Annotated in this window: 18 protein-coding genes; 12 read left to right on the forward strand and 6 right to left on the reverse strand. The window is 71.8% G+C overall.

The features are described 5' to 3' along the window. Position 1 precedes the first annotated feature (1 nt). The 5 genes from ADL15_RS10320 to ADL15_RS10340 are packed head-to-tail and all read left to right on the forward strand — an operon-like array spanning position 2 to position 4,764. On the forward strand, positions 2-421 hold the full coding sequence (locus ADL15_RS10320) for an STAS domain-containing protein (protein ID WP_067687672.1): 420 nt from the start codon (positions 2-4) through the stop codon (positions 419-421). Continuing rightward, positions 418-822, forward strand: coding sequence for an ATP-binding protein (locus ADL15_RS10325; RefSeq protein WP_067687674.1), 405 nt, complete (start codon positions 418-420; stop codon positions 820-822). The genes ADL15_RS10320 and ADL15_RS10325 overlap by 4 nt, the downstream gene beginning before the upstream one ends. Further along, positions 819-1,850 (forward strand): SpoIIE family protein phosphatase, encoded by a 1,032-nt coding sequence (locus tag ADL15_RS10330; protein ID WP_067687887.1) that lies wholly within the window; start codon positions 819-821, stop codon positions 1,848-1,850. Before ADL15_RS10325 ends, ADL15_RS10330 begins: the two co-directional genes overlap by 4 nt. After that, positions 1,847-3,229, forward strand: a complete 1,383-nt coding sequence (locus ADL15_RS10335; protein WP_067687676.1) for a sensor histidine kinase — start codon at positions 1,847-1,849, stop codon at positions 3,227-3,229. Before ADL15_RS10330 ends, ADL15_RS10335 begins: the two co-directional genes overlap by 4 nt. Next, the gene (locus ADL15_RS10340; protein ID WP_067687678.1) at positions 3,226-4,764 is read left to right on the forward strand and encodes a fused response regulator/phosphatase; all 1,539 of its coding nucleotides are present in this window, start codon (positions 3,226-3,228) and stop codon (positions 4,762-4,764) included. The genes ADL15_RS10335 and ADL15_RS10340 overlap by 4 nt, the downstream gene beginning before the upstream one ends. A 25-nt stretch (positions 4,765-4,789) precedes the next feature. Here ADL15_RS10340 and ADL15_RS10345 read toward each other — a convergent pair whose 3' ends face one another. Further along, complete coding sequence (locus ADL15_RS10345) at positions 4,790-7,762, reverse strand: FG-GAP repeat domain-containing protein (RefSeq protein ID WP_067687680.1); 2,973 nt, start codon at positions 7,760-7,762, stop codon at positions 4,790-4,792. A gap of 167 nt (positions 7,763-7,929) precedes the next feature. On the opposite strand from ADL15_RS10345, the gene ADL15_RS10350 reads away from it, so the two are divergent. Genes ADL15_RS10350 through ADL15_RS10360 form a run of 3 tightly spaced genes read left to right on the forward strand, consistent with a single transcriptional unit; the run spans position 7,930 to position 10,699 of the window. Further along, the gene (locus tag ADL15_RS10350) at positions 7,930-8,466 is read left to right on the forward strand and encodes a PadR family transcriptional regulator (RefSeq protein WP_067687682.1); all 537 of its coding nucleotides are present in this window, start codon (positions 7,930-7,932) and stop codon (positions 8,464-8,466) included. Continuing rightward, positions 8,463-9,149, forward strand: coding sequence for an ABC transporter ATP-binding protein (locus ADL15_RS10355; protein WP_083971102.1), 687 nt, complete (start codon positions 8,463-8,465; stop codon positions 9,147-9,149). The genes ADL15_RS10350 and ADL15_RS10355 overlap by 4 nt, the downstream gene beginning before the upstream one ends. Beyond that, complete coding sequence (locus ADL15_RS10360) at positions 9,146-10,699, forward strand: FtsX-like permease family protein (RefSeq protein ID WP_067687684.1); 1,554 nt, start codon at positions 9,146-9,148, stop codon at positions 10,697-10,699. The genes ADL15_RS10355 and ADL15_RS10360 overlap by 4 nt, the downstream gene beginning before the upstream one ends. Positions 10,700-10,794: 95 nt before the next feature. Here the strand turns inward: ADL15_RS10360 and ADL15_RS10365 are convergent, their stop codons facing one another. Further along, positions 10,795-11,922 (reverse strand): FAD-binding oxidoreductase, encoded by a 1,128-nt coding sequence (locus tag ADL15_RS10365; RefSeq protein WP_083971104.1) that lies wholly within the window; start codon positions 11,920-11,922, stop codon positions 10,795-10,797. A gap of 124 nt (positions 11,923-12,046) precedes the next feature. On the opposite strand from ADL15_RS10365, the gene ADL15_RS10370 reads away from it, so the two are divergent. Then, positions 12,047-14,131, forward strand: a complete 2,085-nt coding sequence (locus ADL15_RS10370; RefSeq protein WP_067687891.1) for a S9 family peptidase — start codon at positions 12,047-12,049, stop codon at positions 14,129-14,131. A gap of 51 nt (positions 14,132-14,182) precedes the next feature. Here the strand turns inward: ADL15_RS10370 and ADL15_RS10375 are convergent, their stop codons facing one another. Together ADL15_RS10375 and ADL15_RS10380 are read right to left on the reverse strand one after the other, a co-directional pair. Continuing rightward, entirely contained in the window at positions 14,183-15,313 is a 1,131-nt protein-coding gene (locus ADL15_RS10375) for a hypothetical protein (RefSeq protein WP_067687688.1), read from the reverse strand. After that, positions 15,310-16,404 carry an XRE family transcriptional regulator gene (locus ADL15_RS10380; RefSeq protein ID WP_232344009.1) on the reverse strand — a complete coding sequence of 365 codons (1,095 nt, stop codon included), beginning with the start codon at positions 16,402-16,404 and terminating at the stop codon, positions 15,310-15,312. The genes ADL15_RS10375 and ADL15_RS10380 overlap by 4 nt, the downstream gene beginning before the upstream one ends. A 253-nt stretch (positions 16,405-16,657) precedes the next feature. Here ADL15_RS10380 and ADL15_RS10385 point away from each other — a divergent pair, with 253 nt between their 5' ends. From ADL15_RS10385 to ADL15_RS10395, 3 genes are all read left to right on the forward strand, one after another. Then, a complete protein-coding gene (locus tag ADL15_RS10385; protein WP_067687697.1) occupies positions 16,658-16,915 on the forward strand; it encodes a hypothetical protein in 258 nt (85 codons plus the stop codon). Between the two features lie 87 nt (positions 16,916-17,002). After that, positions 17,003-17,506, forward strand: coding sequence for a GNAT family N-acetyltransferase (locus ADL15_RS10390; RefSeq protein WP_067687699.1), 504 nt, complete (start codon positions 17,003-17,005; stop codon positions 17,504-17,506). Positions 17,507-17,515: 9 nt separating this feature from the next. Continuing rightward, the gene (locus ADL15_RS10395; protein WP_067687702.1) at positions 17,516-18,469 is read left to right on the forward strand and encodes an NAD-dependent epimerase/dehydratase family protein; all 954 of its coding nucleotides are present in this window, start codon (positions 17,516-17,518) and stop codon (positions 18,467-18,469) included. A 13-nt stretch (positions 18,470-18,482) separates the two neighbouring features. Here ADL15_RS10395 and ADL15_RS10400 read toward each other — a convergent pair whose 3' ends face one another. Both ADL15_RS10400 and ADL15_RS10405 read right to left on the reverse strand, forming a co-directional pair. Further along, positions 18,483-19,097, reverse strand: coding sequence for a dihydrofolate reductase family protein (locus ADL15_RS10400; protein ID WP_067687704.1), 615 nt, complete (start codon positions 19,095-19,097; stop codon positions 18,483-18,485). Positions 19,098-19,156: 59 nt separating this feature from the next. Continuing rightward, complete coding sequence (locus ADL15_RS10405; protein WP_394326928.1) at positions 19,157-21,205, reverse strand: SpoIIE family protein phosphatase; 2,049 nt, start codon at positions 21,203-21,205, stop codon at positions 19,157-19,159. Positions 21,206-21,286: the final 81 nt, after the last annotated feature.

Consider the following 21,286-nt stretch of genomic DNA (forward strand, 5'->3'; position numbering starts at 1 on the left):
CGTGGAACGCGTCCCGGTCCTGAAGATCGGCGACATCCTCCTGGTCTCGATCCAGATCGACATGGAGGACCAGGTGGCCCTCCAGCTCCAGGAGGACCTCGCCGATCGCATCGTGGCCACCGGCTGCCACGGTGTGATCATCGACATCAGCGCGCTGGACATCGTCGACTCGTTCGTCGGCCGCACGCTCGCCACCATCGCCTCGGTCTCCCGGGTGCTGGACGCCGAGACCGTGGTGGTCGGCATGCGCCCGGCGGTGGCGATCACCCTGGTCGAGCTGGGGCTGTCGCTGCCCGGCATCCGTACTGCGCTCAACGTGGAACTCGGCATCGAGATGCTGGCACTCAGCCGGGCCCACCTGGACGTGGAATTCGACGACGACGAGGATGAGGCCGATCCGGCAGCGGTACTCGCGCCGTGAGCGAGGAGAGCCGGCAGGTTCCGGTCGCCTCGGACCAGGACGTGGTCCGTGTGCGCCAGCTGGTGCGCACCGTCTCGGTGGAGGCCAAGCTCTCCCTCGTCGACCAGACCAAGCTGGTCACCGCGGCCAGTGAGCTGGCCCGGAACACCCTGGTTTACGGCGGTGGTGGTTACGTCGAGGTGAGCCGGGTCCGCAACGAGATCCGGGCCGGTATCCGGATTGTTTTCGCCGACCAGGGTCCGGGCATTGTCGACCTGGACCTGGCCCTGACCGACGGGTACACCACCGGCGGTGGCCTGGGCCTGGGTCTGAGCGGCGCCCGCCGGCTGGTCGACGAGTTCGTCATCGAGACCGCGCCCGGCGAAGGTACGACCATCACTGTGACCAAATGGTGTCGATGAGCGGAGAAACGGTGGCTGTCGTGCCCGAAGGCCTTCTCGACGAGGGGGTCTGGTTCCGGGTGGAAGCCGCCGGGACGGCTTCGGCGGTACGCCGTACCGCCGAACGCCTCGCCGCGGATCTGGCCATGCCGGAGCGCCGTATCGCGGAGTTGTCGATCGTCGCCGCGGAAGCGGCCGGCAACCTGGTCAAGCACGCCCAGCAGGGTGTGATGCTGGTCCGCACGATCCGAACCCCGGAGCAGGCCGGTGTCGAGCTGATCGCGATCGACAGCGGGCCCGGGATGGCCGACGTGCAGCACGCGATCGGCGACGGGCACTCCACGGCCGGCACCCTGGGCATCGGGCTCGGCGCGATATTGCGTCAGGCCAGCCGCTGGGACCTGTACTCGCTGCCCGGCAAGGGGACGGTTCTGACCGTGCAGGTGTGGCCGCTGGCCGCGCCGCCGCAGGGCTGGGCGGCCGGGCTGACCCGGCCGATGTCCGGTGAGACGGTGTGCGGCGACGCCTTCGCCAGCCGCGAGGTCGACGGCCGCCATCAGCTGCTGGTCAGCGACGGGCTCGGGCACGGCGGGCTGGCCGCGGCCGCTTCGCACGAGGCGGTGCGGGTCTTCCGGCAGACCCCGGCCGGGTCACCGTCCGCGGTGGTCGAGGCCTTGCATCGTTCGATCGGGCACACCCGCGGCGCCGCGCTCGCCGTCGCCGAACTCGACCCGGTGGCCCGCGTGGTCCGCTACGCGGGCCTGGGCAACATCACCGGCACGGTCTTCAGTCCGGACGGCTCCCGCCGCGGCATGGTCTCGATGCCCGGGATCGCCGGGCACCAGCGCCGGCAGATCCGGCAGTTCGACTACCCGCTGCCCGACGGCGCGATCGTGCTGATGCACAGCGACGGTGTGGTGGACCGCTGGAAGCCGGCCGAGTACCCGGGCCTGCTGACCCGGTCGCCCGAGTTGATCGCGGCCACCGTGCTGCGCGACGCCGGGACCCGGCGGGACGACGCGGGCGTTCTCGTGGCCCGGCTGACATGAACAGGTCCGAGCCCCTGGCACGGATGAGCCTGCGAGTCGAGCAGGACATCTTCGCGGTCCGGCAGCTCGGCCGGGAGGTGGCTCGCGCGGTCGGGCTCGAGTCACAGGACCAGACCAGGGTGGCGACCGCGCTGAGCGAGGTCTGCCGGGTGCTGCTCGTCGCCGGGGCGGACACCGACGTGACGTTCAGGGTTGAGTCGTACGGGGTACCAGCGCTCCAGGTGACAATGGCACATTCGGCGGCGGGCGGGTCATCCCGCCTTGCCGAACAGCTGCAGCTGGTCGGCCGCCTGGTCGACACGATGGAGGTCGACGATGGTGGCATCGGCACAACGGTACGGATGGCACGGCGCCTCCCTTCCGGGGCGCCGGTCCTGACCTCGACCAAGATGGACGAGATACGGGCCGCACTGGCGCAGCACGTTCCCGGCACCCCGCTCGACGAGCTGGCGGTGCAGAACCAGCAGCTGATCGCCGCCCTGGACGAGGTGCGCGCACAGCGCGACGACCTGGCCCGGCTGAACGCCGAGCTGGAGGAGACCAACCGCGGCGTGATGGCGCTCTACCACCAGCTCTCCGACGAGCTGGAGGAGACGAACCGGGGTGTTGTCGCCCTCTACGCCGAGCTGGACGAGAAGTCGGTGCAGCTGCGGGCGGCCAGTGAGGCGAAGAGCCGGTTCCTGGCCAACGTGAGTCACGAGCTGCGCGCCCCGGTCACCGCGATCATCGGGCTGGGCCGGTTGATGACCGACTCCTCGTCGGACGAGCTCACCGTCGACCAGCAGCGGCAGGTGGACCTGATCCGTAGCTCGGCCAGCGATCTGCTGAGCCTGGTCAACGGACTGCTCGACCTGGCCAAGGCGGAGGCCGGGCGGCTCGAGCCGACCTGGTCCGAGGTCGACCTCAAGGCGATGTTCGGGCAGCTCCGCGGCACGCTGCGCCCGCTCGCCACCCGGCCCGAGGTGGAGTTCGTGGTGGACGAGCCGACGGTGCCCACCCTGCGCTCGGACGAGGTGCTGCTCGCCCAGGTGCTGCGCAACCTGCTGACCAACGCGCTCAAGTTCACCGAGTCCGGCTCGGTGCGGCTGAGCGTGCGCCCGATCGGCGCCGACGTCGAGTTCGTGGTCGCCGACACCGGCACCGGTATCCCCTCTGAGCTGCACGAACGCATCTTCGAGGAGTTCTATCAGGTGCCCGGCAGCATGTCGGTGAGCGGCCGGGGCACCGGCCTGGGCCTGCCCTACGCCCGCCGGCTGGCCGGAATCCTGGGCGGCGGGCTGCGGGTCGCCTCCACCCCCGGCACCGGCAGCACGTTCACCCTTCAGCTCCCGGCCGCCGACCAGAGCGCCGCCGACAAGACGAGCGAGCCCGCGTCATGACCCCGGCCACGGTTCTCGTCGTCGACGACAGCGCGACCAAGCGCTACCTGCTGGTCAGCTGGCTCACCCGGGCCGGTTTCACCATCGTCGAGGCGGAGACCGGCGGCGAGGCGCTGCGCAAGCTGGCCGAGGACAACATCGAGGCCGACCTGGTCGTCCTGGACGTCAGGCTGCCGGACATGAGCGGTTTCGAGGTCTGCGAGCGGATCAAGGGCGATAAACGGTACGGCGCACTGCCGGTGATCCACGTGTCCGCGCACGCGGTCGACGTGGCCGACCGGGCACAGGGACTGAACCGTGGCGCGGACGCGTACCTGGTCGAGCCGATCGAGCCGGATGAGCTGATCGCGACCGCGCAGGCGGTGCTGCGGTACTACCGGGCGCGGCAGCGGGCCGAGCTGCTCGCCGAGCGGATGGTCCGGCTGGCCGAGACCACGCTGGCGATCAACTCGGCGTCGACGCTGCCGGCTCTGCTGGAGGCGGCCGCGGCGGGTGCGACGGCGATCTTCGGCGGGCCGGTCGTGGTGGTGGCCGAGACGTCCGAGGGCGAGAGCCTGGCCGCGGCGGGGTCGCCCTCTGCCGTACGGAAATGGACTGTTCCCGGGCACAACGTCGCGGTGGGCTCACTGGTTCGTACCGATGACGTAGCGGACTGGAACGTGGTCGCCTGGCCGGACGGGGAATCGGTCGCAGTCGCCGCGGCCCGGCTGCGGATCGACCGCCCGCCGGTGTACGTCGCGGTCTCGGGCAGCTCGCAGACCCCGGGCTTCCCGGTGTTGCGGCAGCTCTCCCAGGCGGTCGCGGCCGCCGTGGAGGCGCAGCGCTCGTTCGACGAGGAGCACCGGATCGCGGTCACCCTGCAGCGCAGCCTGCTGCAGTCGAAGCTGCCCGACGTGCCCGGCATCGAGCTGGCCGTGCGGTACGAGCCGGCCGGCGCGCAGACCGAGGTGGGCGGCGACTTCTACGAGCTGACCGTGCTGGACGGCAAGCTGCTGGTGGCGATCGGTGACGTGGCCGGGCACTCGCTGCACGCCGCCACGGTGATGGCCGAGCTGCGGCACGCGGTCCGGGCCTACGCGGTGGAGGGCCACCCGCCGGGCGCGGTGCTGGAGCTGGCGAACCGGTTCATGCGGACCGTGCTGCCCGCCGATTCGGCCACGCTCTGCCTGTTCACCCTGGACCCGGCGACCGGCCGGATCCGGATGGCCTCGGCCGGTCACCTGCCGCCGCTGCTGCACGTCGACGGCGAGGTGAGTTTCCTGTCGCCGCGTGGTGTCCTGCTCGGCCTGGACGCGCCCAAGCGCGCCGAGCTGGAGCTGGAGCTGCCGCCCGGCGGCACGCTGGTGCTCTACACCGACGGGCTGATCGAGCGGCGGGACGTCGACATCGACGAGGGGTTGCGCGCGCTGGCCGCCTGCGCGGCCGAGGTCGGGCCGGACCTGGACGCCTTCTGCAGCCGTCTGCTGACCAGCCTGGCCGGTTCACGCGAGCAGGCCGACGACATCGCGGTGGTCGCGCTGCGGCGTACCGCCTAGGGCACGCCGCAGCCTCGCCTGTTCCTCAGAAGAGGTACGCCCACTTCTGGTAGCCGGTGCCGATCCGCTGCCGGGCGGCGAAGGTGCCCTTCCCGGTGCCGAGCAGGCGGAAGAGGTTACCCGCCTTGTCGCGGACCAGCAGGTCGTTGCGGCCGTCCTCGTTCAGGTCGCCGACGCCGAGCACCGCGGTGTACCCCGCGAAACCGGCGCCGATCTTCCGAACCTTGCCGAAGGTGCCCTTCCCGGTGCCGTACTGCGTGTAGACCAGGCCCTTCGCGTTGACCAGCAGCAGGTCGGCGCGGCCGTCGCCGTTGAGGTCGCCGGGGCCGACGATCCGGGTGAACGACTTGTAGCCGCCGGCCAGCTTGGCCCGGCCGGCGAAGGTCGTACGACCGGTGCCGTTGTAGCGGTAGAGCGTGCCGGTCCTGGCGTCCCGGGCCAGCAGGTCGGCGATGCCGTCACCGGTGAGGTCGCCCGAGGTGAGCAGCGTGTTGTACCGGTTCCAGCCGGTGCCGACCTTGACGATCTTGTTCTGACCGAAGTAGGCCTGGCCGAAGCCGAGGTAGGCGTACAGGGTGCCGTTGCCCTTGCGGACCAGCAGGTCGTTCATCCGGTCCCGGTTCACGTCGCCGAACGGGACGAGCGCGGACACCTGGTTCTTGCGGGCGCCGATGTCCCAGGACTCGGTCCAGCCCTGGTTCGACAGCGAGGTGCGGCCCCGGCTGGCGACCTGCCAGGCGCCCCGGCCGGCCCGGCTCACCGCCAGGACCTGCGGCATGCCCTCGCAGCTATAGTCGTGCAGGCCCGGCGTACCGCAGCTGACCATCAGGGACGTGGTGGCGGCGGTGTTCCGGACCCCGTCCGCGGTGGTGCTCAGGGTGATCCGGTAGAGGCCGCTGCTCGCCGCCTTCTTGTTCGCGAGGTAGCCGTTCCAGGTGAACTGGATCTGGCGATCCGCGGCGCCACCGGTCACGACGGCGGCCACGGCGCCGGTGCCGACCCGGGTGATGGTCGCCCGCCACGAGGTGACCGGCCGGTTCAGCAGGTAGGGCTGGTTCCAGCCGTACTTGTCGTCGACGTACAGGTCGCTGCGGGTGCCGGCGACCGGGATGACGGAGGCCGGTGCGGAGCGGGTGACCGCCGGGTCGACCACGTGGATCGCGTTCTCGGCGTCGGTGTAGGCGACGTTGCCGCTGTACTTGTCGACCGCCCAGGTGATGTTCCGGTCGTCGGCGAGGGTGTCGCGGCTCCGGCTGCCGAGCTTCTCCGGTGCGCCGATCGTGCCGGCGGTCAGGTCGTACCGGAGCAGGTCGCCGCCGGCGTCGTGCCGCACCAGGTAACCGTCGCCGAGCAGGTACTGAGCGGCCGGCACGCCGATGCCGCGCTTGCGGGTCAGGTCGTAGACGCCGGCCGGGCCGGTGGCGCCGCACGACCAGTAGACGTACCGGCCGGTGGCCTGCAGCTCGTCCGGGGTGCAGGCGGCGCCGGTGGCGATCGCGGGCGAGGTGACGCCGGTGGTCAGGTTCTTCGCCTGGAGGTGACCGGCGCTGCCGGACCAGAGCGTGTCGAACCAGAGCGCCGCGCCGGTGACCGCCCGGGTGGTGGCGATCCGGTCCTGACCGGGCTCCACGATCAGCTGCCGCTTCGGCGCCGTGGTGTTGACGACCACCCAGCCGGCCGACGCGTCGACCACGCGGCCGCCGGTGCCGCCCAGCGCGATGCTGGCGTGGCTGGTGTACCCGTCGATCCGGCTGTTCAGCTTGGTTCCGGCGACGTAGAAGGTGCCGTACCCGTTGCCGTCGACGGTGCGTACGCAGGAGGCGCCGGTCTCGCACGAGTCGGCGTCGGGCAGCGGGCCGCCGCGTTCCCGGGTCCAGACGTCGGTGCCGGTGGTCAGCCGGTGGTTGGCGTACCGGTACACGGTCTCGCCGGGCCGGTTCTGCGCCTGGATGTGCCGCACCAGTCCCTGCGAGATGGTCAGACCCGCGGTGCGTGCCGGGCCCGCCTCGGCGAAGATCGGGGTCGTACCGTCCGGCGTGACCAGCTGGACGGCCCAGTCCGCCGGCCCGGTGCCGCCCACCACGAGGGCGCCGTTCGGTGCCTTGACTATCGCGTTGGGGTTGGTCTGGCTCAGCGCCAGCACCTCCCGCTCGGTTCCGTCGGCCGAGCGGAGCCGGACCGGAGCCCGGCTGGTGCTGGTGGACCGGAGCAGCAGATCGCCGCCGACCAGGAACACCACGGTCGCGGACGGGTACGAGATGGCGGCCGGTGTCCCGGCGGTGCCGTCGACGACGGCCGCGCGGTCGAAGACCTGCACGGTGCCACTGGTCCGGAAACCGACGTGGGTGTCCGAGAGCAGCACCTCCATCACCCCGGAGACGGTGGGGATCATCGAGAGCCGGCCGGTGGCGTAGTCGAGGAGGGCGTACCGGGTCCAGGAGGCGCTGCCGGTGACACCACGGAGGCCCAGGACCGTCGTGGTGCCGCTGGGGGTGACGCCGACCGTGACAACGCTGGTGGCCTCCGCCGGGACGCCGGTGACCGGGGCCGTGGAGAACGACCCGTCGTCGGCGAACGTGCGCAGTTCCAGAGCGATCGGCCCGGACTTGGCCCGGACCAGCATGGTGCCGTTGAGGTAGGCGACCAGGCTGGCGTCGGTCGGCAGCACCGGGTGCAGCCAGGCGCCGCTGCCGAGGTCCAGGACGTTCAGCGCGCCGGCCTGCGTGTGGCCGGCGACGTCGACGAGCATCCGGATCCGGTCGCCGCCGACCGGGACGAAGTGGCTGGAGAAGTGGCCGTCCAGCTCGGGCACGGCCCGGGTGGCGCGGTCGGCGTACCGGGTCCACAGCCAGCTGTCGTCGATCGTGTAGCGGTGCAGGAAGCCGGTCTGGCCGGCGAAGCCGATCAGGTCGGTGGCGTAGGTGTCGGTGATGTCGGCCGGGATGACGGTCAGTTCGGCCGGCGTCGCCGCGGCGGCGGGCAGAGCCGGAACAGCCATCAGGCCGGCGGTGGACAGGAAGGCGCAACAGGCAGCCGCGAGGCCGCGCTGAGCCGCAGAAGGCATGGGCTCGTTCCCCCGAGATAGATGCGGGTGGAGCCTAGAAGATCGACTTTTCCGGGACAACCGGCTTGACGCGGCTATTCACTCAGTGAATAGTACCCGGCATGTCCACCGCACACGTCCTGCTGGGGCTGCTGGCCGGCGGCCCCCGGCACGGGTATGACCTGAAGCGGGCCCACGACGACCGCCTGCCACAGGCCAAGCCGCTGGCGTACGGGCAGGTCTACTCGACCCTCGGCCGGCTGGAGCGGGACGGGCTGGTCGAGCAGGCCGGCCAGGACCAGGAGTCCGGACCGGAGCGGACGTCGTACGAACTGACCGCCCGCGGCCGGGAGCGCCTCGCGGCCTGGCTGACCGAGGTCGAGGCGCCCGCACCGCACCTGAGCAGCGCGCTGTTCAGCAAGGTCGTGGTGGCGCTGCTGGCCGCCGGCGTCGACCAGGCCCGCACCTACCTGACCGCGCAGCGGGCCGCGCACATGGACCGGATGCGCGAACTGACCAAGGCCAAGATCGTGCCCGGCGCCGGGGTCGGCGACGTCCTCGCGGCCGACTACGCCATCGGGCACCTCGACGCCGACCTGCGCTGGCTGGAGACCACCCTGGCGCGGGTCGCCGAGCTGGAGAAGGAAGTGAAAGCGTGAACGCACCCCTGTTGACCGGCACCGGGATCACCAAGAGCTACGGCAGCACCCCCGCCCTGCGGGGCGTCGACATCACCGTCGGCGAGGGCGAGATCGTTGCGATCACCGGCCCGAGCGGTTGCGGCAAGTCGACGCTGCTGCACTGCCTGGCCGGCATCCTCCGCGCCGACCAGGGCTCGATCACCTATCGGGACCAGGACCTGACCTTGTGGTCCGAGGCCGCCCGGTCGCGGCTGCGGCGCACCGACTTCGGTGTGCTGTTCCAGTTCGGGCAGCTGGTGCCGGAGCTGACCGCGGCCGAGAACGTCGCCCTCCCGCTGCTTCTCGCCGGTTCGGGGCGGCGAGAGGCGCGGGAGGCGGCGGTCGGGTGGCTCGATCGGTTCGGTGTCGCGGACCTGGCCGACAAGCGGCCCGGCGCGATGTCCGGCGGCCAGCAGCAGCGCTGCGCGGCGGCCCGGGCACTGGTCACCGAACCGAAGGTGATCTTCGCGGACGAGCCGACCGGCGCGCTGGACCAGCTCAACGGCGAGCAGGTGCTCGCCGCCATGGTGCAGGTGGTGCGGGAGCAGGGCAGCGCGGTCGTGCTGGTCACCCACGAGGCGCCGATCGCGGCGTACGCGGACCGGGAGATCGTGCTGCGCGACGGCGCCCTGGACCCCAGCGGCCTCGGGGTCGGCTCGTGAGGGCGGGCACCCTGGTCCGGCTCAGCCTGGCCGGCAACCGTACGGACCGGCTGCGGACCGTGCTGACCGCCGCGAGCAGCGCCCTGGCCGCTCTGGCCCTGCTCGCCGCCGCGACCGTCGCGGCGATCCGAGGCGGCAACTGGGTGCCGGACCCGGCGTCGTCGGAGGGCGGCCTGATGATGGCGCCCGGCTCCGAGCAGTACGCGAGCACCATGCTGGTCGAGTCCGGCCTGCGCCCCGGAGTGATCTTCGGGCTGGCGATGCTGGCGTTGCCGGTGCTCGCCCTGGCCGGGCAGTGCATCCGGCTCGGCGCGCCGGCCCGCGACCGCCGGCTCGCCGCGCTGCGGCTGGCCGGGGCGACACCGGGGCAGGCCGTGCTGATCGCCGGGGCGGAGACCACGGCGGCCAGCCTGCTCGGCTCGGTCCTCGGTCTCGGCCTCTACCTGCTGCTGCGGGTCGTACTGGACGCGCGGACCCCGGACGGCCGGCTGCTGCTGCCCACCGATGTGCTGCCGAACCCGGTGCTCGCCGGGCTGCTCCTGCTGACCGTCCCGGTGCTGTCCGGTGCCATCGGGGTGCTGCTGATCCGCCGGGTGCTGATCACCCCGCTCGGGGTGGTGCGCCGGCTCCGCGAGCGCGGCCCACGGCCCTGGCCGGGTGTGCTGATCGTGCTGGGCCTGGTGCTGCTCGCCCCGGAGACGTTCGACCTGATCCCGAAGGGCGCCCGGCTGCCGGCCTGGACGCCGCTGGCGATGATGGGCGCCGGGGTGCTGTGCGTGATGGTCGGCGTGGTGCTCGGCACCGGTTGGATCTCGTACACCACCGGCCGGCTGCTGCGGCGGTACGGTCGCGGCGCGGTGTCCCTGCTGACCGGGGCCCGGCTGATGGCCGACCCGTGGAACGGCAGTCGCACGCTCGGCGCGCTGCTCGCCGCCGTGGTGTTCGGCGCCGGGGCGCTCGGGTACCGGGCCGATCTGTGGGCCGAGTTCACCGCGTACGACAGGTTCAACGCGCTCAGCCCGGCGGACGGCGGCACCTTCGGCGCGGCCGAGGACCAGTCGTTCTACTACAACGGGGTCCGGCTGGTGCTGGTGGCGGTGGCGATCGCCCTGGTGGTCGCGGCCGGCGGGGTGCTGGTCGCGTTCGCCGAGGGGATCGTGGCCCGGCGCCGGACGTTCGCGGCGATGACCGCGAGCGGGGTGCCGCGCCGCACGCTCGGGTCGATGCTGCTCTGGCACACGTTCGCGCCGCTGGTGCCGGCGCTGCTGCTCGCGCTGGTCTCCGGGGCGTCGCTGACCCGCAGTCTCCGGACCGAGGTCGAGGTCGGTGGCGGCTCGGGGTATGAGGCGTGTGTCGACCCGGCGCAGGATTTCACCACCTGCGCCAAGAAGATCATCGTCGACCCGCTGGTGGTGCAGCCGGTGCCGGTGCCGTTCGGGCAGCTCGCGCTGCTCGGCGGCGGGGCGCTGCTGGTCATGCTGCTGGTGGTCGGCGCCGGCATGCTGGTGCTGCGCTCCAGCACCGACCTCGAGGAGCTCCGGGTCGGCTGATCACCGGCCAGGCGAGGGGCCGGCTGATCACCGGCCAGGCGAGGGGTCGGCTGATCGCCGGCCAGGCGAAAGGTCGGCTGATCTACTGAAGCCGATCAGAAGAGGTCACGCGGCTCGGCCATGCGGAGCTGCGTGGCCAGCGCGGGCGGGGCGGAGACCACCACGACCTTGCCGTCCCGTGCCAGCAGCACCTGATCCAGCCCCATGACGATCTCGGACACCCGGCGCGCGGCCAGCCCGGCCGGCAGGACCGCGTGCACGGTGCCCATGGCGGCCGAGCCGCGCAGGGTCACCGGGGTGCCGCAGAGGTCGCGCAACGCATACGCCACCGCCTGCAACCCGTCCGGGCGCACCGAGATCCGCAGCGCGACGTCGGCCGGGCCGAACGGGTACCGCCCCCACCAGGGCGGGCCCTCCTGCGCCAGGACCGCCTCGGCGCCCCAGACCTGGGCCAGCTTCTCGGCCCGGGTGGCCACCGACTCGGTGTCACCCTCCAGCAGCACGGCCACCGTGCCGTGGCCGGCGCCGGGCAGGTCGACCTCGATCGCGCTCGGCTGCAGGCGCTGGATCACGGCCTGCTCGACCAGGTCGGCCACCGCAGCCGGGGTGGTCACCGGGTGGCCCAGCCAGCGGCGGGCCTCGGGCAGCGGGTGCAGCCGCAGCAGCGCCGCGGTGAGCACGCCGTCGATCTCGGCGATCCCGGGGCGGCCGTCCTCGCCGTCGGACTCGGTCTCGGCGCCGGTGGCCTCCGCGTACGTCACGCTCTCGACCTGCTCGGCGGGGCTGCCGAAGCGGTGCGCGAGCGGGCCGGCCTCGTTGACCGCGAGCATCCCGCCGACGGTGGCGCCGGGTGACGGCGGGTCGACCGCCAGGCGTTTGCCGCGCAGGGCGAGCGCGGCCTGCACGGCGGAGACCGGGGTGCCGGCCGCCACGACGGCGGTCGTGCCGTGGTGGTTCCACATCCCGTTCAGTCGGCCGGTGTCGATGACCAGGTCCAGCACCGACGGAGGCGTACCCCAGTCGATCTTGCTGCCGGAACCGCGCGGCCGGACGCTGAGCCCGCGGTCGGCCGCGAGCCGCAGCACGGCGGCCGCGGCACGGCCGGTGGCGGGCACCGCCACATAGCCGGCTCGATGCCCGCCCACCCGGTCCACCGACCGCGCGAGGCGCGCGAAGCCGGGGCCGCAGATGTCCACGAGCGCATCGAGAAGGGAATCAGTCACGTCCGAAGCCTCCCCACCAGACCGGAGCGCAGATCGAGATCCCTGAAGATCGTCCACTCTGGCATATCGTACACATGTTCTAATCGGCGAGGTGCGGGGTGTGCAAGCCGGTAACGTGTTCGGGGTGACGATCGAAACGCCCGCCGGCCCGCCGACGGCTCACCAGGCCCCGTCCGAACGCACTCACCACGGCGACACGGTCACCGATGAGTACGCCTGGCTGATGAACAAAGAGGACCCGGCGACGGTCGCCTATCTGGAGGCGGAGAACGCCTGGACCGATACGGCCACGGCGCACCTGGCCGGCCTGCGGGAGAAGGCTTTCCAGGAGATCAAGGACCGCACCCAGGAGACCGACCTGTCGGTCCCGGGCCGCAAGGGCGGGTATTGGTATTACACCCGCACCGAGGAGGGCAAGCAGTACGGCATCCAGTGCCGCGTGCCGGTCCGTCCCGGTGAGACCGCCCCGCCGGTCGACGAGCAGCGCGCCGGCGAGGAGGTGCTGCTCGACGGCAATGTGCTGGCCGAGGGCAAGGAGTTCTTCTCGCTCGGCACGTTCGACATCTCGCCGGACGGCAACTGGCTGGCCTACTCCACCGATTTTGCCGGTGACGAGCGCTTCACGCTGCGGGTCAAGGATCTGCGCACCGGCGAGGTGCTCGCCGATGAGATCCCGGACACGTTCTACGGCAGCGCCTGGTCGGGTGACGGCCGCGTGCTGTTCTACATCACCGTCGACGAGGCCTGGCGCCCCGACACCGTGCACCGGCACGTGGTCGGCGCACCGGTCGGCGACGACGTGGTCGTCTACCGGGAGGCGGACGAGCGTTTCTGGGTCGGCGTCGAGCTCACCCGCAGCGAGAAGTTCATCGTGATCGACGCCCAAAGCAAGATCACTTCTGAGGTACGGATCATCCCGGCCGACACCCCGGACGCCGAGCCGGTGCTCGTCGCCGAGCGGCAGCAGGGCGTGGAATACCAGATCGAGCACCACGGTCACCGCTTCCTGATCCTGCACAACCGGGACGCCGAGGACTTCGCGGTCGCCTACACGTCGGTCGACGCCCCGGGCGAGTGGGTCGAGCTGATCGCGCACCAGCCCGGTACCCGCCTCGAGTCGGTCGACGCGTTCGCCCGGCACATCGTGATCTCCCTGCGCAAGGACGGCCTGACCGGTCTGCGGGTGATGTGCGACGGCAGCACCGACACGTACGACATGGACTTCCCCGAGCCGCTCTACAGCGTCGGCCTGAGCGGCAACCCGGAATATGACACGGCCACCGTCCGGATCGGCTACACCTCGCTGGTCACCCCGGAGTCGGTCTTCGACGTCGACCTGGTGACCCGGTCGATGACCCTGCGCAAGCAGAAGCCGGTGCTCGGTGGGTATGACCCGGCCGACTACGAGCAGTTCCGCGAGTGGGCCACGGCGCCGGACGGCACCCGGGTGCCGATCTCGATCGTCACGCGCAAGGGTGTGGTCCGGGACGGCTCGGCACCGGCCGTGATCTACGGATACGGCTCCTACGAGCACAGCATCGACCCGTATTTCTCGATCGCCCGCCTCTCGCTGCTGGACCGCGGCGTGGTCTACGCGATCGCGCACGTCCGCGGCGGCGGCGAGATGGGCCGCCGGTGGTATGAGGACGGCAAGATGCTGGCCAAGAAGAACACCTTCACCGACTTCGTGGCCTGCGCCGAGGCGCTGGTCCGCAACCGCTGGACCGCCGCCGACCGGCTGGTGGCCCGCGGTGGTTCGGCCGGTGGCCTGCTGATGGGCGCGATCGCGAACCTGGCGCCGGAGGCGTTCGCCGGTATCGTCGCCGAGGTTCCGTTCGTCGACCCGCTGACCTCGATCCTCGACCCGTCGCTGCCGCTCACCGTCACCGAGTGGGAGGAGTGGGGCAACCCGCTCGAGTCGGCCGAGGTCTACGCGTACATGAAGGCGTACAGCCCGTACGAGAACGTCGCCAAGCTGCCGTACTCCAAGATCTTGGCAGTGACCAGCCTCAACGACACCCGGGTGATGTACCACGAGCCGGCCAAGTGGGTGGCCCGGCTGCGCGCGACAGTTCCGGACGGGCAGTTCCTGCTCAAGACCGAGATGGGCGCCGGGCACGCCGGCCCGAGCGGCCGCTACGACTCGTGGCGGGAAGAGGCCTTCGTGCTGGCCTGGATCCTCGACACGGTGGGCGCGGCAGGCGTCTGACGCACGGTCTTCTTCCGGTACGGGCGGCAGCCGCCCGTACCGGAAAGGGCCTCAGCGATCCCGGAACGCCGTCGAGGTGTGCACGTGGTCGGTCATCGCGACCTCGTGCAGGAACTTCTCCGGGCTGGAGCTGACCGGCACCTCGTCCAGGTAGGCGCGCCAGCGTGCCAGGTCGGCCTGCCACAGCTCCACGAAGCTCTGGCACAGCCGGTGGGTGATCGCCGCGCTGCGTCCCCGCGCGGCGACCAGCGCGCGGCGCATCCGCTCGCCCTCCGGGCCGTCGCCGACCAGGTCGATGACCAGGTCGATGAACCGGCGCCGCCGATACAGCGCGTCACCCCAGTAAGCGCTCTCCGCCACGGCGTCCGGCGAACCCGTCTCCAGCAGCCAGAACAAGCCTTCGGCAAGGGTGTCGCCGAGCTCCTCGGCGGCCGCGCGGCCCGGGTTGGCGAACGGGTCGTAGGTGCGTTGCCGCATCGCGCCGGCGCGTGCCGCACGGAACGGGATGCCGTCGCCGAGCAGGAAGAACCAGTCCTCGTTGTAGATGTTGGGGTAGAACGACCGGGTGCGGAACGTGTCGACGATCATCGCGCCGCCGCCGATGAACGTGCTCTGCGCGCCACCGACCTCGCGGTAGGCGTGGCAGACCACGGAGTTGTCCGCGTAGCCGTGGTTGGCCAGCCCGACCGCCCGGTAGTCGTCGACGAGCCCGGCCGCCCGGTGCAGGTGCTGCGGGTCGTCGATGTGGATGTCGTCGTCCAGGAACAGCACCCGCTGCCAGCCCGAGCCGCGGGCCAGGACGAGCCCGAGGTTCCGCTTCAGGCTGAGGTCGCTGGTGCTGCCGAACCCGGCCTCCCGCAGCCGCCGGTCGGTGGCGAACGCCGGGAGTTTGCGGGCCAAGGGCTGGTCCACGTCGACCGCCAGGACCGCGGCCTCCTCGTGCTCGGCGAGCTTGCGGGCCCGCTCGGCGGAGGCGTCCCGGCTGCAGAGCGCGACCACCGGGCAGCCGATCGCGTTGCCGACCTGCATGACGTGCCGCAGCGCGTCGACCGGCCAGGCGGTCGGCACGATGATCGCGTCCAGCCCGGCGGGTGCGCCGGTCGGCAGCTCCTCGTCCTGCAGCAGGCCGGCGTGCGAGCCGTGGTGCAGCTCGCGGGCGTCGACGAGGGACCCCGGGCTCAACGCTCGTCCACCTCCGGCCAGGTGTGCAGGAGCGTGCCCGGCGCGGTCCAGTCCGGGGTGGCCGCGACGCCGTTCAGCACCTGGACGCGGAAGAGCAGGCTGAAGGCGTCCCCGGTGAAGGTCTGCGCGAGGTGCTCGGCGTTCTTCTCCCGGAAGACGTCATGGGTCAGCGTGCGAACCGCTCCGTAAACCCCACTGCCGTACATTCCGTTGCATACGGTCAGGGTCCGCTCGCGGTTCATCGGGTTCGGCGCCCGGAAGAAATGTCCCACGTCCTGAACCAGCACCCGGGCACCTCCGCGGTTGTCGAACTCCGGCGGGAAGGAGTGCGTCTCGCCCCGACTAACGACTCGGAAGCAGCCGCGGCTCGGGTCGTCGTCGTCCGAGTGCTGGGTGACCGGGATCGGGGTCAGCCGCATGGCGTCCTGGGTCGCGTCGTTCCAGTCGATCCCGCCGAGCAGCACCAGGTGGGCGGTCCAGTCGTCCTCCTGCATGTCGCGGGCGCCGACGTAGCGCACCTCGAGGTCGGGGTTGACCGCGCGCAGGTGCCCGTGCAGCTCGAACAGCGAGTCGAGGTCGGCCAGCCGGGAGAGCTTCGAGCGGTCCGGGTCGAGGGTGGCCGGCGGCGCCTCGGTGCCCGGCTCGGCGCAGACGATCACCACCGGCCCCACCTTGTAGTGCCACGGCCCGCGGCCCACGATGCTCGGCCGGCCCGGCACGTCGGTGGTCGCCGCCGCCGCGTCCGGGGCGAGCGCCGCGGCCCGCAGCGCGAACAGCTCGTCCCGCAGCAGGGCCCGGGTCGCCGCCTCCTCCGGCGTCAGGTCGCCCTCACTGACCAGCCGGTACGGCCGCCGCTCGATCGAACGGCGGCTGCTGAAGAAGGTCAGGATGGCGTTGAGCCGATCCTCGGGAGGCGCGGTGGGGTCGGCGACGCGCTCCCAGGACGAGACGAGCTGGAGACTCGCCTTCTTCCGCCCGCTGATCGCCTCGGCCAGCTCCGCCTGGGTGATCGAGACATCTGGCCACCACGACTTGCGCAGCTCACGCAATCGCTTGGCGAGAACCCGACCGGGGTCGGCCACAGCGGACACTCCGGCACCTCCAGGAAATTTCACTGTACTACACCCGACGAGCCGTATCGCCCATCGCCAGCTGGCGCTCTGCACCCTAGCAGTCGCAGGTGGAGCCGCGTGGCAGGTGCAACGACACGTGCCTGATCCGTGATCGGCGTGAATGAATCTTCTAGTTTCCTCTACTCATTGCTCGGCTGAACTCCAGCAATCTACAGTGCAATTAAATGCACTACAGGTGGAACAGTCGAAGACCGACATGCAGGGGGTTCCCATGCACGCGACCGTCCCGACCCTCGCCGAAGTCATCCCCTCCGCCGTCGACGGCGCATACGCGCAGGAGCTGTCGGCCGCCCTGGTGGCGCTGGCCGCCCTGGCCGCCGTGCTCGTCGTCGGCTGGCTCGTCCTCAGCGTCACCTTCACCATCGTCCGGGTGGTCACCGTGGCCGCCCGGCTGCCGCTGACGGCGGCCTTCCTGATCACCGGAGCGCTCGGCGCCACGGTGGTCGTCATCGGCCTGCTGAACCGCTGACGAGCCCGCGCTGCTGTCGTCCCGAGTCGACAGCAGCGCCCGGTAGCGGCACGATCACCGAAGGCGAGCCGGGGAGGCCCAGCGGTGATGGACGACGTGTCGATACGTGCGGCCTCGCACGAGGACGTCCGCAAACTCATCGAGGACCGGTACGACCGGCACCACCTGCTCGACCATCTCCACCACCGCCGGGGCATCCTGCTGCTGGCCCTGGTCGGCGAGGGTCTCGCCGGGCACCTCTTCCTCCGGTTCGCGCCGCCCGAGGAGCCGGAACTGCGCGACGGGCTGCCCGGCGTCCCGCTGCTCCAGCACCTGCGCGTGATGGAACGGCATCAGCGTTCCGGTGTCGCCCGCCGGCTGCTCGCCGAGGCCGAGAACCGGCTCCGCGCGCTCGGCCACGGACGGGTCGCCCTGGGCGTACATCCGGACAACCACCGGGCCATCCGGCTCTACGAGGACTTATCCTTCACCGCGTGGCGGGACCGGCATCTGGCCACGTTCCGTGAACATGTGCTCGAGGACGGCAACACGGTACGCGTGCAGGAACCGTGTCTCGTCCTGGTGAAGCAGCTGGCGCCGCCATCCGGATGAGGACCGACGTTGACCTGGATCGTGACCGGTGGCGCCGGTTTCATCGGCGGGCACGTCGTGCACCTGTTGAGTCGCCGGCACCACGTGGTGGTCTTCGACGACCTCTCCACCGGGCGCCCCGACCGGCTGCCGCCCGACGTACCCGTGGTCAAGGGCTCGGTCACCGACCCGGATGAGCTGGACAAGCTGTTCGAGCAGCATCCGGCGGCCGGCGTCGTGCACCTCGCGGCGCGCAAGACCGCGCTGGAGGACGCCCCGTACCGGTCGCACAACGTCGAGGGGACCGGGAACCTGCTCACCGCGATGGCCCGGGCCGGGGTGGGGCGGTTGCTGTTCGCGTCGTCCGCGGCGGTCTACGGCGACACCGGGCGGACACCGGTCGCGGAGGGGCAGCCGCGGCGGCCGGTCAACCCGTACGGCGTGACCAAGGACGAGGGGGAGCGGCTGATCGCGGAGCACGGCGACGGGCGGCTGCGGTCGCTGGCGCTGCGGCAGTTCAACGTGATCGGGGCCGGGACGCATCCGTACGCGGCGGACACCGGGGCGGCCAGCCTGCTGCCGGCGGTGTTCCGGGCGCTCACCGACGGGACGGAGCTCGTCGTGCGGGGCGGTGACTACCCCACGCCGGACGGCAGCGCGGTGCGCGACTACGTGCACGTCGAGGACGTGGCCCGGGCGTACCTGCGTGGGGTCGCTCTTCTCGGCGGCCGGTCGTGGCAGCCGTCGCGTCAGGCGGTGAACATCGGCAGCGGCCGGCCGACGTCGGTGCTCGACATCGTCCGGATCGCCGGGCGGGTGGCCGGTGCCGAGCTGCCGTTCCGTACCGGAGAACGGCGGCCCGGTGACGCCGCGGCGGTGATCGCGGACGTCGGCCGGGCCGAGCGGATGGGTTTCCGCGCGCGGCGCACGGTCGAGGACGCGGTCGCGTCCGCCTGGGCGTCCTGGCGCCGCCCCGCCGGCTGAACCGGCGGACGGGTCAGTACGGCGCGGGGAGCAGGGTCACGGTCTCGGCCGCCAGGTGGCGGCCCAGCCGGGCGACGTCGCCGACCGCGTACGTCAGGTAGGCGAACTGGCCGACCTCGCGCACCCCGGTCAGGATCATCTCGTCCACCCGCAGCCGGTGCTTCAGCAGCGGGGTGCCGCTGCCCAGCACGGCCGGCGCGATGCCCAGGATGATCTCGTCGAGCAGTCCCTCGGCGGCGAACTGGGCGACCAGGTCGCCACCGCCGGCCAGCCAGACGTTCTTGCCCTGTGCGGCGACGAGCATCGCCTCGTGCACCCGGCGGACGTCCCCACTGATCATGAAGACGTTGGCGTCCGGCACCGGCGGCAGGTCACGGTGGGTGAAGACCCAGCAGGGCACGTCGCCGTACATGTCGTGCCAGTTCTGCGGTTCTTCCAGCAGGTTGTCGTTCTCCAGCACCCACTCGTAGGTGGTCGCGCCCATGGCGAACGCTCCGACGCCGGAGAAGAACTCGCCGAACGGGTTCTGCGTTCCCTCGTCCACCTCGAAGAGCCAATCCAGCGAGTTGCGCTCGTCGGCGATGAAGCCGTCGATGCTGGTGGCGGTGTAATACTGCGTCTTCGCCATGCCAACACCATGCCACGATCGGCCCGACAAAAAGGGCAGATCTAATGGGTACGACGGATTCAGGCGTCGTTGCGCAGCACCAGGATCGCGATGTCGTCGCGGGGCTCCTCGACCGAGAAGTTGATCGTCGTGGAGCGCAGCCGGGCGGCCATCGCGTCGGCGGGATATCCCGCGAGCGGCGCGGCCGCGTCCCGCAGCCGGGTCGAGCCGAACAGCTCCCGGCCACGGCGCCGCTCGGTCACCCCGTCGGTGTAGAAGATCAGCGAGTCGCCGGGCCGGAGCGTGATCTCGGCGTCCGGTGAGGAGATCGTCTCCAGCAGACCGAGCGCGGTGCCGCCCTCGCCGACGTACGTGGTCGTGCCGTCCGCCCGGACCAGCACCGCCCGGTCGTGCCCGGCCAGGTGCAGGCAGACGCCGAGGGTCTGGTCCGGCCGCCGGACCACCGAGGCCATCGCGAGCGTGCAGTACCGCCCGCCGCCGCGCTGCACCAGCGTGCGGTTGACCCGGTGCAGGATCTCGCTGAGCGACTTGCCGTCGTCGACCAGGATCCGGATCACGTCCCGGACCAGGCCGGTCACCGTGGCCGCCTGCACACCCTTGCCGGAGACGTCGCCGACCACCACCAGCCAGCGGTTGTCGCCGAACGGCATCACGTCGTAGAAGTCGCCGCCCACCTCGGAACCGGTCGGCACGTACTCGGCGGCGAAGCCGATCCCCTCGACGTGCGGCAGGGCCGGCGGCAGCAGCGAGGCCTGCAGGGTGCGCGCGACGGTACGCCGCTCGTCGTGGATCCGGGCGTTGTCGATCGCCAGCGCCGCCCGCCGGGCCACGTCCTCGAGCACGGCCACCTCGTCGGCGTCGTGCCGGTGCTTGGCGTGCCGGCCGACCGCGAGCGTGCCGAGCCGGGCGCCCCGGGCCACCAGCGGCACCGCGAAGCCCTCCAGCGGGGCGCCGAACATCACCTGGGTGCCGAGCCGGGACGCCTCCTCCAGCCGGGCCAGGATCGACTCCGGGCCGGTCTCGGCGAGCGTGGCGTGCAGCTGGGCGAGCGTGGACTCGTCGGCGTGGGTGGCCGCGGAGAGCTGCAACCGGCCCCAGGCGTCGGTGGTGTGCACCGCGCACCACTGGCCCAGCCGGGGCACCACCAGCTGCGGGATCAGCGCCATCGTGAGGTTGACGTCGAGGGACTGTGCGAGCAGCTCGCTGGCCTCGGCCAGGAACGTGATCCAGGTCTGCCGGCGGATGTCGGCGCGGCGCAACCGGTCGTTCTCCAGGTGCAGCGAGAACCGTTCGGCGACCATGACGGTGAGGGCCTGGGCGTACCCCACCGGGGCGGCGTCCAGCTCCAGCTCACCGGAGTACGGCCGGTGCACGGTCAGGGGGACCCGGATGGTGTCCGCGTTGTCCCGGGGAGCGCGGCCGTACCGGGCGAGCAGCTGCCGGCCCATGCCGTCGCCACGGTCCACCCGTACGACGCCGCCGGCCGCGCCGGTCAGCCGGGCCAGCCGGGAGAGCAGGTCGGCGGCCAGCTCGGTGAGGCCCTCGTCGGTCTGCCGGTCGGAGCCGCTGCGCAGCAGCCCGGTCAGCGCGCCGAGGCTGGGTGCGTCCGTCGCGGTCGGGATCCGGCCCTGGCCGGTGCCGTCCGGGTGACGGTGGTCGAGGTGGAACCAGACGCCCTTGCCGTCGCCCTCGTGCACGGTGCCCCACCGGCTGGCGAAGTGGTCGACGAGCAGCAGGCCACGGCCGCGCTCGGCCACCTCGCCGATGTCCGGGCTCTCGTTCTTCGGCCCGACGGCGAGCTGCTCGACCGGCCCGGGCGCGAAGTCGGTGACCGTCACGGTCAGCCCGCTCGGGTCGGCGGTCACCTCGATGTCCAGGTCGGTGTTAGCGTGCACCACCGCGTTGGTGGAGAGTTCGGTGGTCAGCAGGAGGGCCTCGTTGAGCAGGCCGTCCAGGCCGGCCTCCTCCAGCACCGAGCGGACCAGCGCACGCGCCGCTGCCGGGGTGCGCCGGTCGTTGGGAAGGCGGGCCCGGCGGACAAGGGTGCCGGATGACGCTCCCGCGGGGATGCTCGTCCTGGTTCCGACCTCGGCTGGCACAGCATGCATCCTCTCCCTTGAGCGGGTGTATGCACAAAGTCGTCTCTCGCATTGACCCGGTCGGGCGAGAGAGGATAGGTAACCCGGCAG

This window comes from Actinoplanes awajinensis subsp. mycoplanecinus, from assembly GCF_001509495.1.
Classification (GTDB): Bacteria; Actinomycetota; Actinomycetes; order Mycobacteriales; family Micromonosporaceae; genus Actinoplanes; species Actinoplanes palleronii.

Excerpts from the sequence above, each read along its gene's own strand:
- ADL15_RS10330 (WP_067687887.1), top strand. The coding sequence starts at position 819 with ATGAGCGGAGAAACGGTGGCTGTCGTGCCCGAAGGCCTTCTCGACGAG.
- ADL15_RS10335 (WP_067687676.1), top strand. The coding sequence starts at position 1,847 with ATGAACAGGTCCGAGCCCCTGGCACGGATGAGCCTGCGAGTCGAGCAG.
- ADL15_RS10345 (WP_067687680.1), bottom strand. The coding sequence starts at position 7,762 with ATGGCTGTTCCGGCTCTGCCCGCCGCCGCGGCGACGCCGGCCGAACTG.
- ADL15_RS10400 (WP_067687704.1), bottom strand. The coding sequence starts at position 19,097 with ATGGCGAAGACGCAGTATTACACCGCCACCAGCATCGACGGCTTCATC.
- ADL15_RS10385 (WP_067687697.1), top strand. The coding sequence starts at position 16,658 with ATGCACGCGACCGTCCCGACCCTCGCCGAAGTCATCCCCTCCGCCGTC.
- ADL15_RS10405 (WP_394326928.1), bottom strand. The coding sequence starts at position 21,205 with ATGCATGCTGTGCCAGCCGAGGTCGGAACCAGGACGAGCATCCCCGCG.
- ADL15_RS10340 (WP_067687678.1), top strand. The coding sequence starts at position 3,226 with ATGACCCCGGCCACGGTTCTCGTCGTCGACGACAGCGCGACCAAGCGC.
- ADL15_RS10390 (WP_067687699.1), top strand. The coding sequence starts at position 17,003 with ATGGACGACGTGTCGATACGTGCGGCCTCGCACGAGGACGTCCGCAAA.
- ADL15_RS10350 (WP_067687682.1), top strand. The coding sequence starts at position 7,930 with ATGTCCACCGCACACGTCCTGCTGGGGCTGCTGGCCGGCGGCCCCCGG.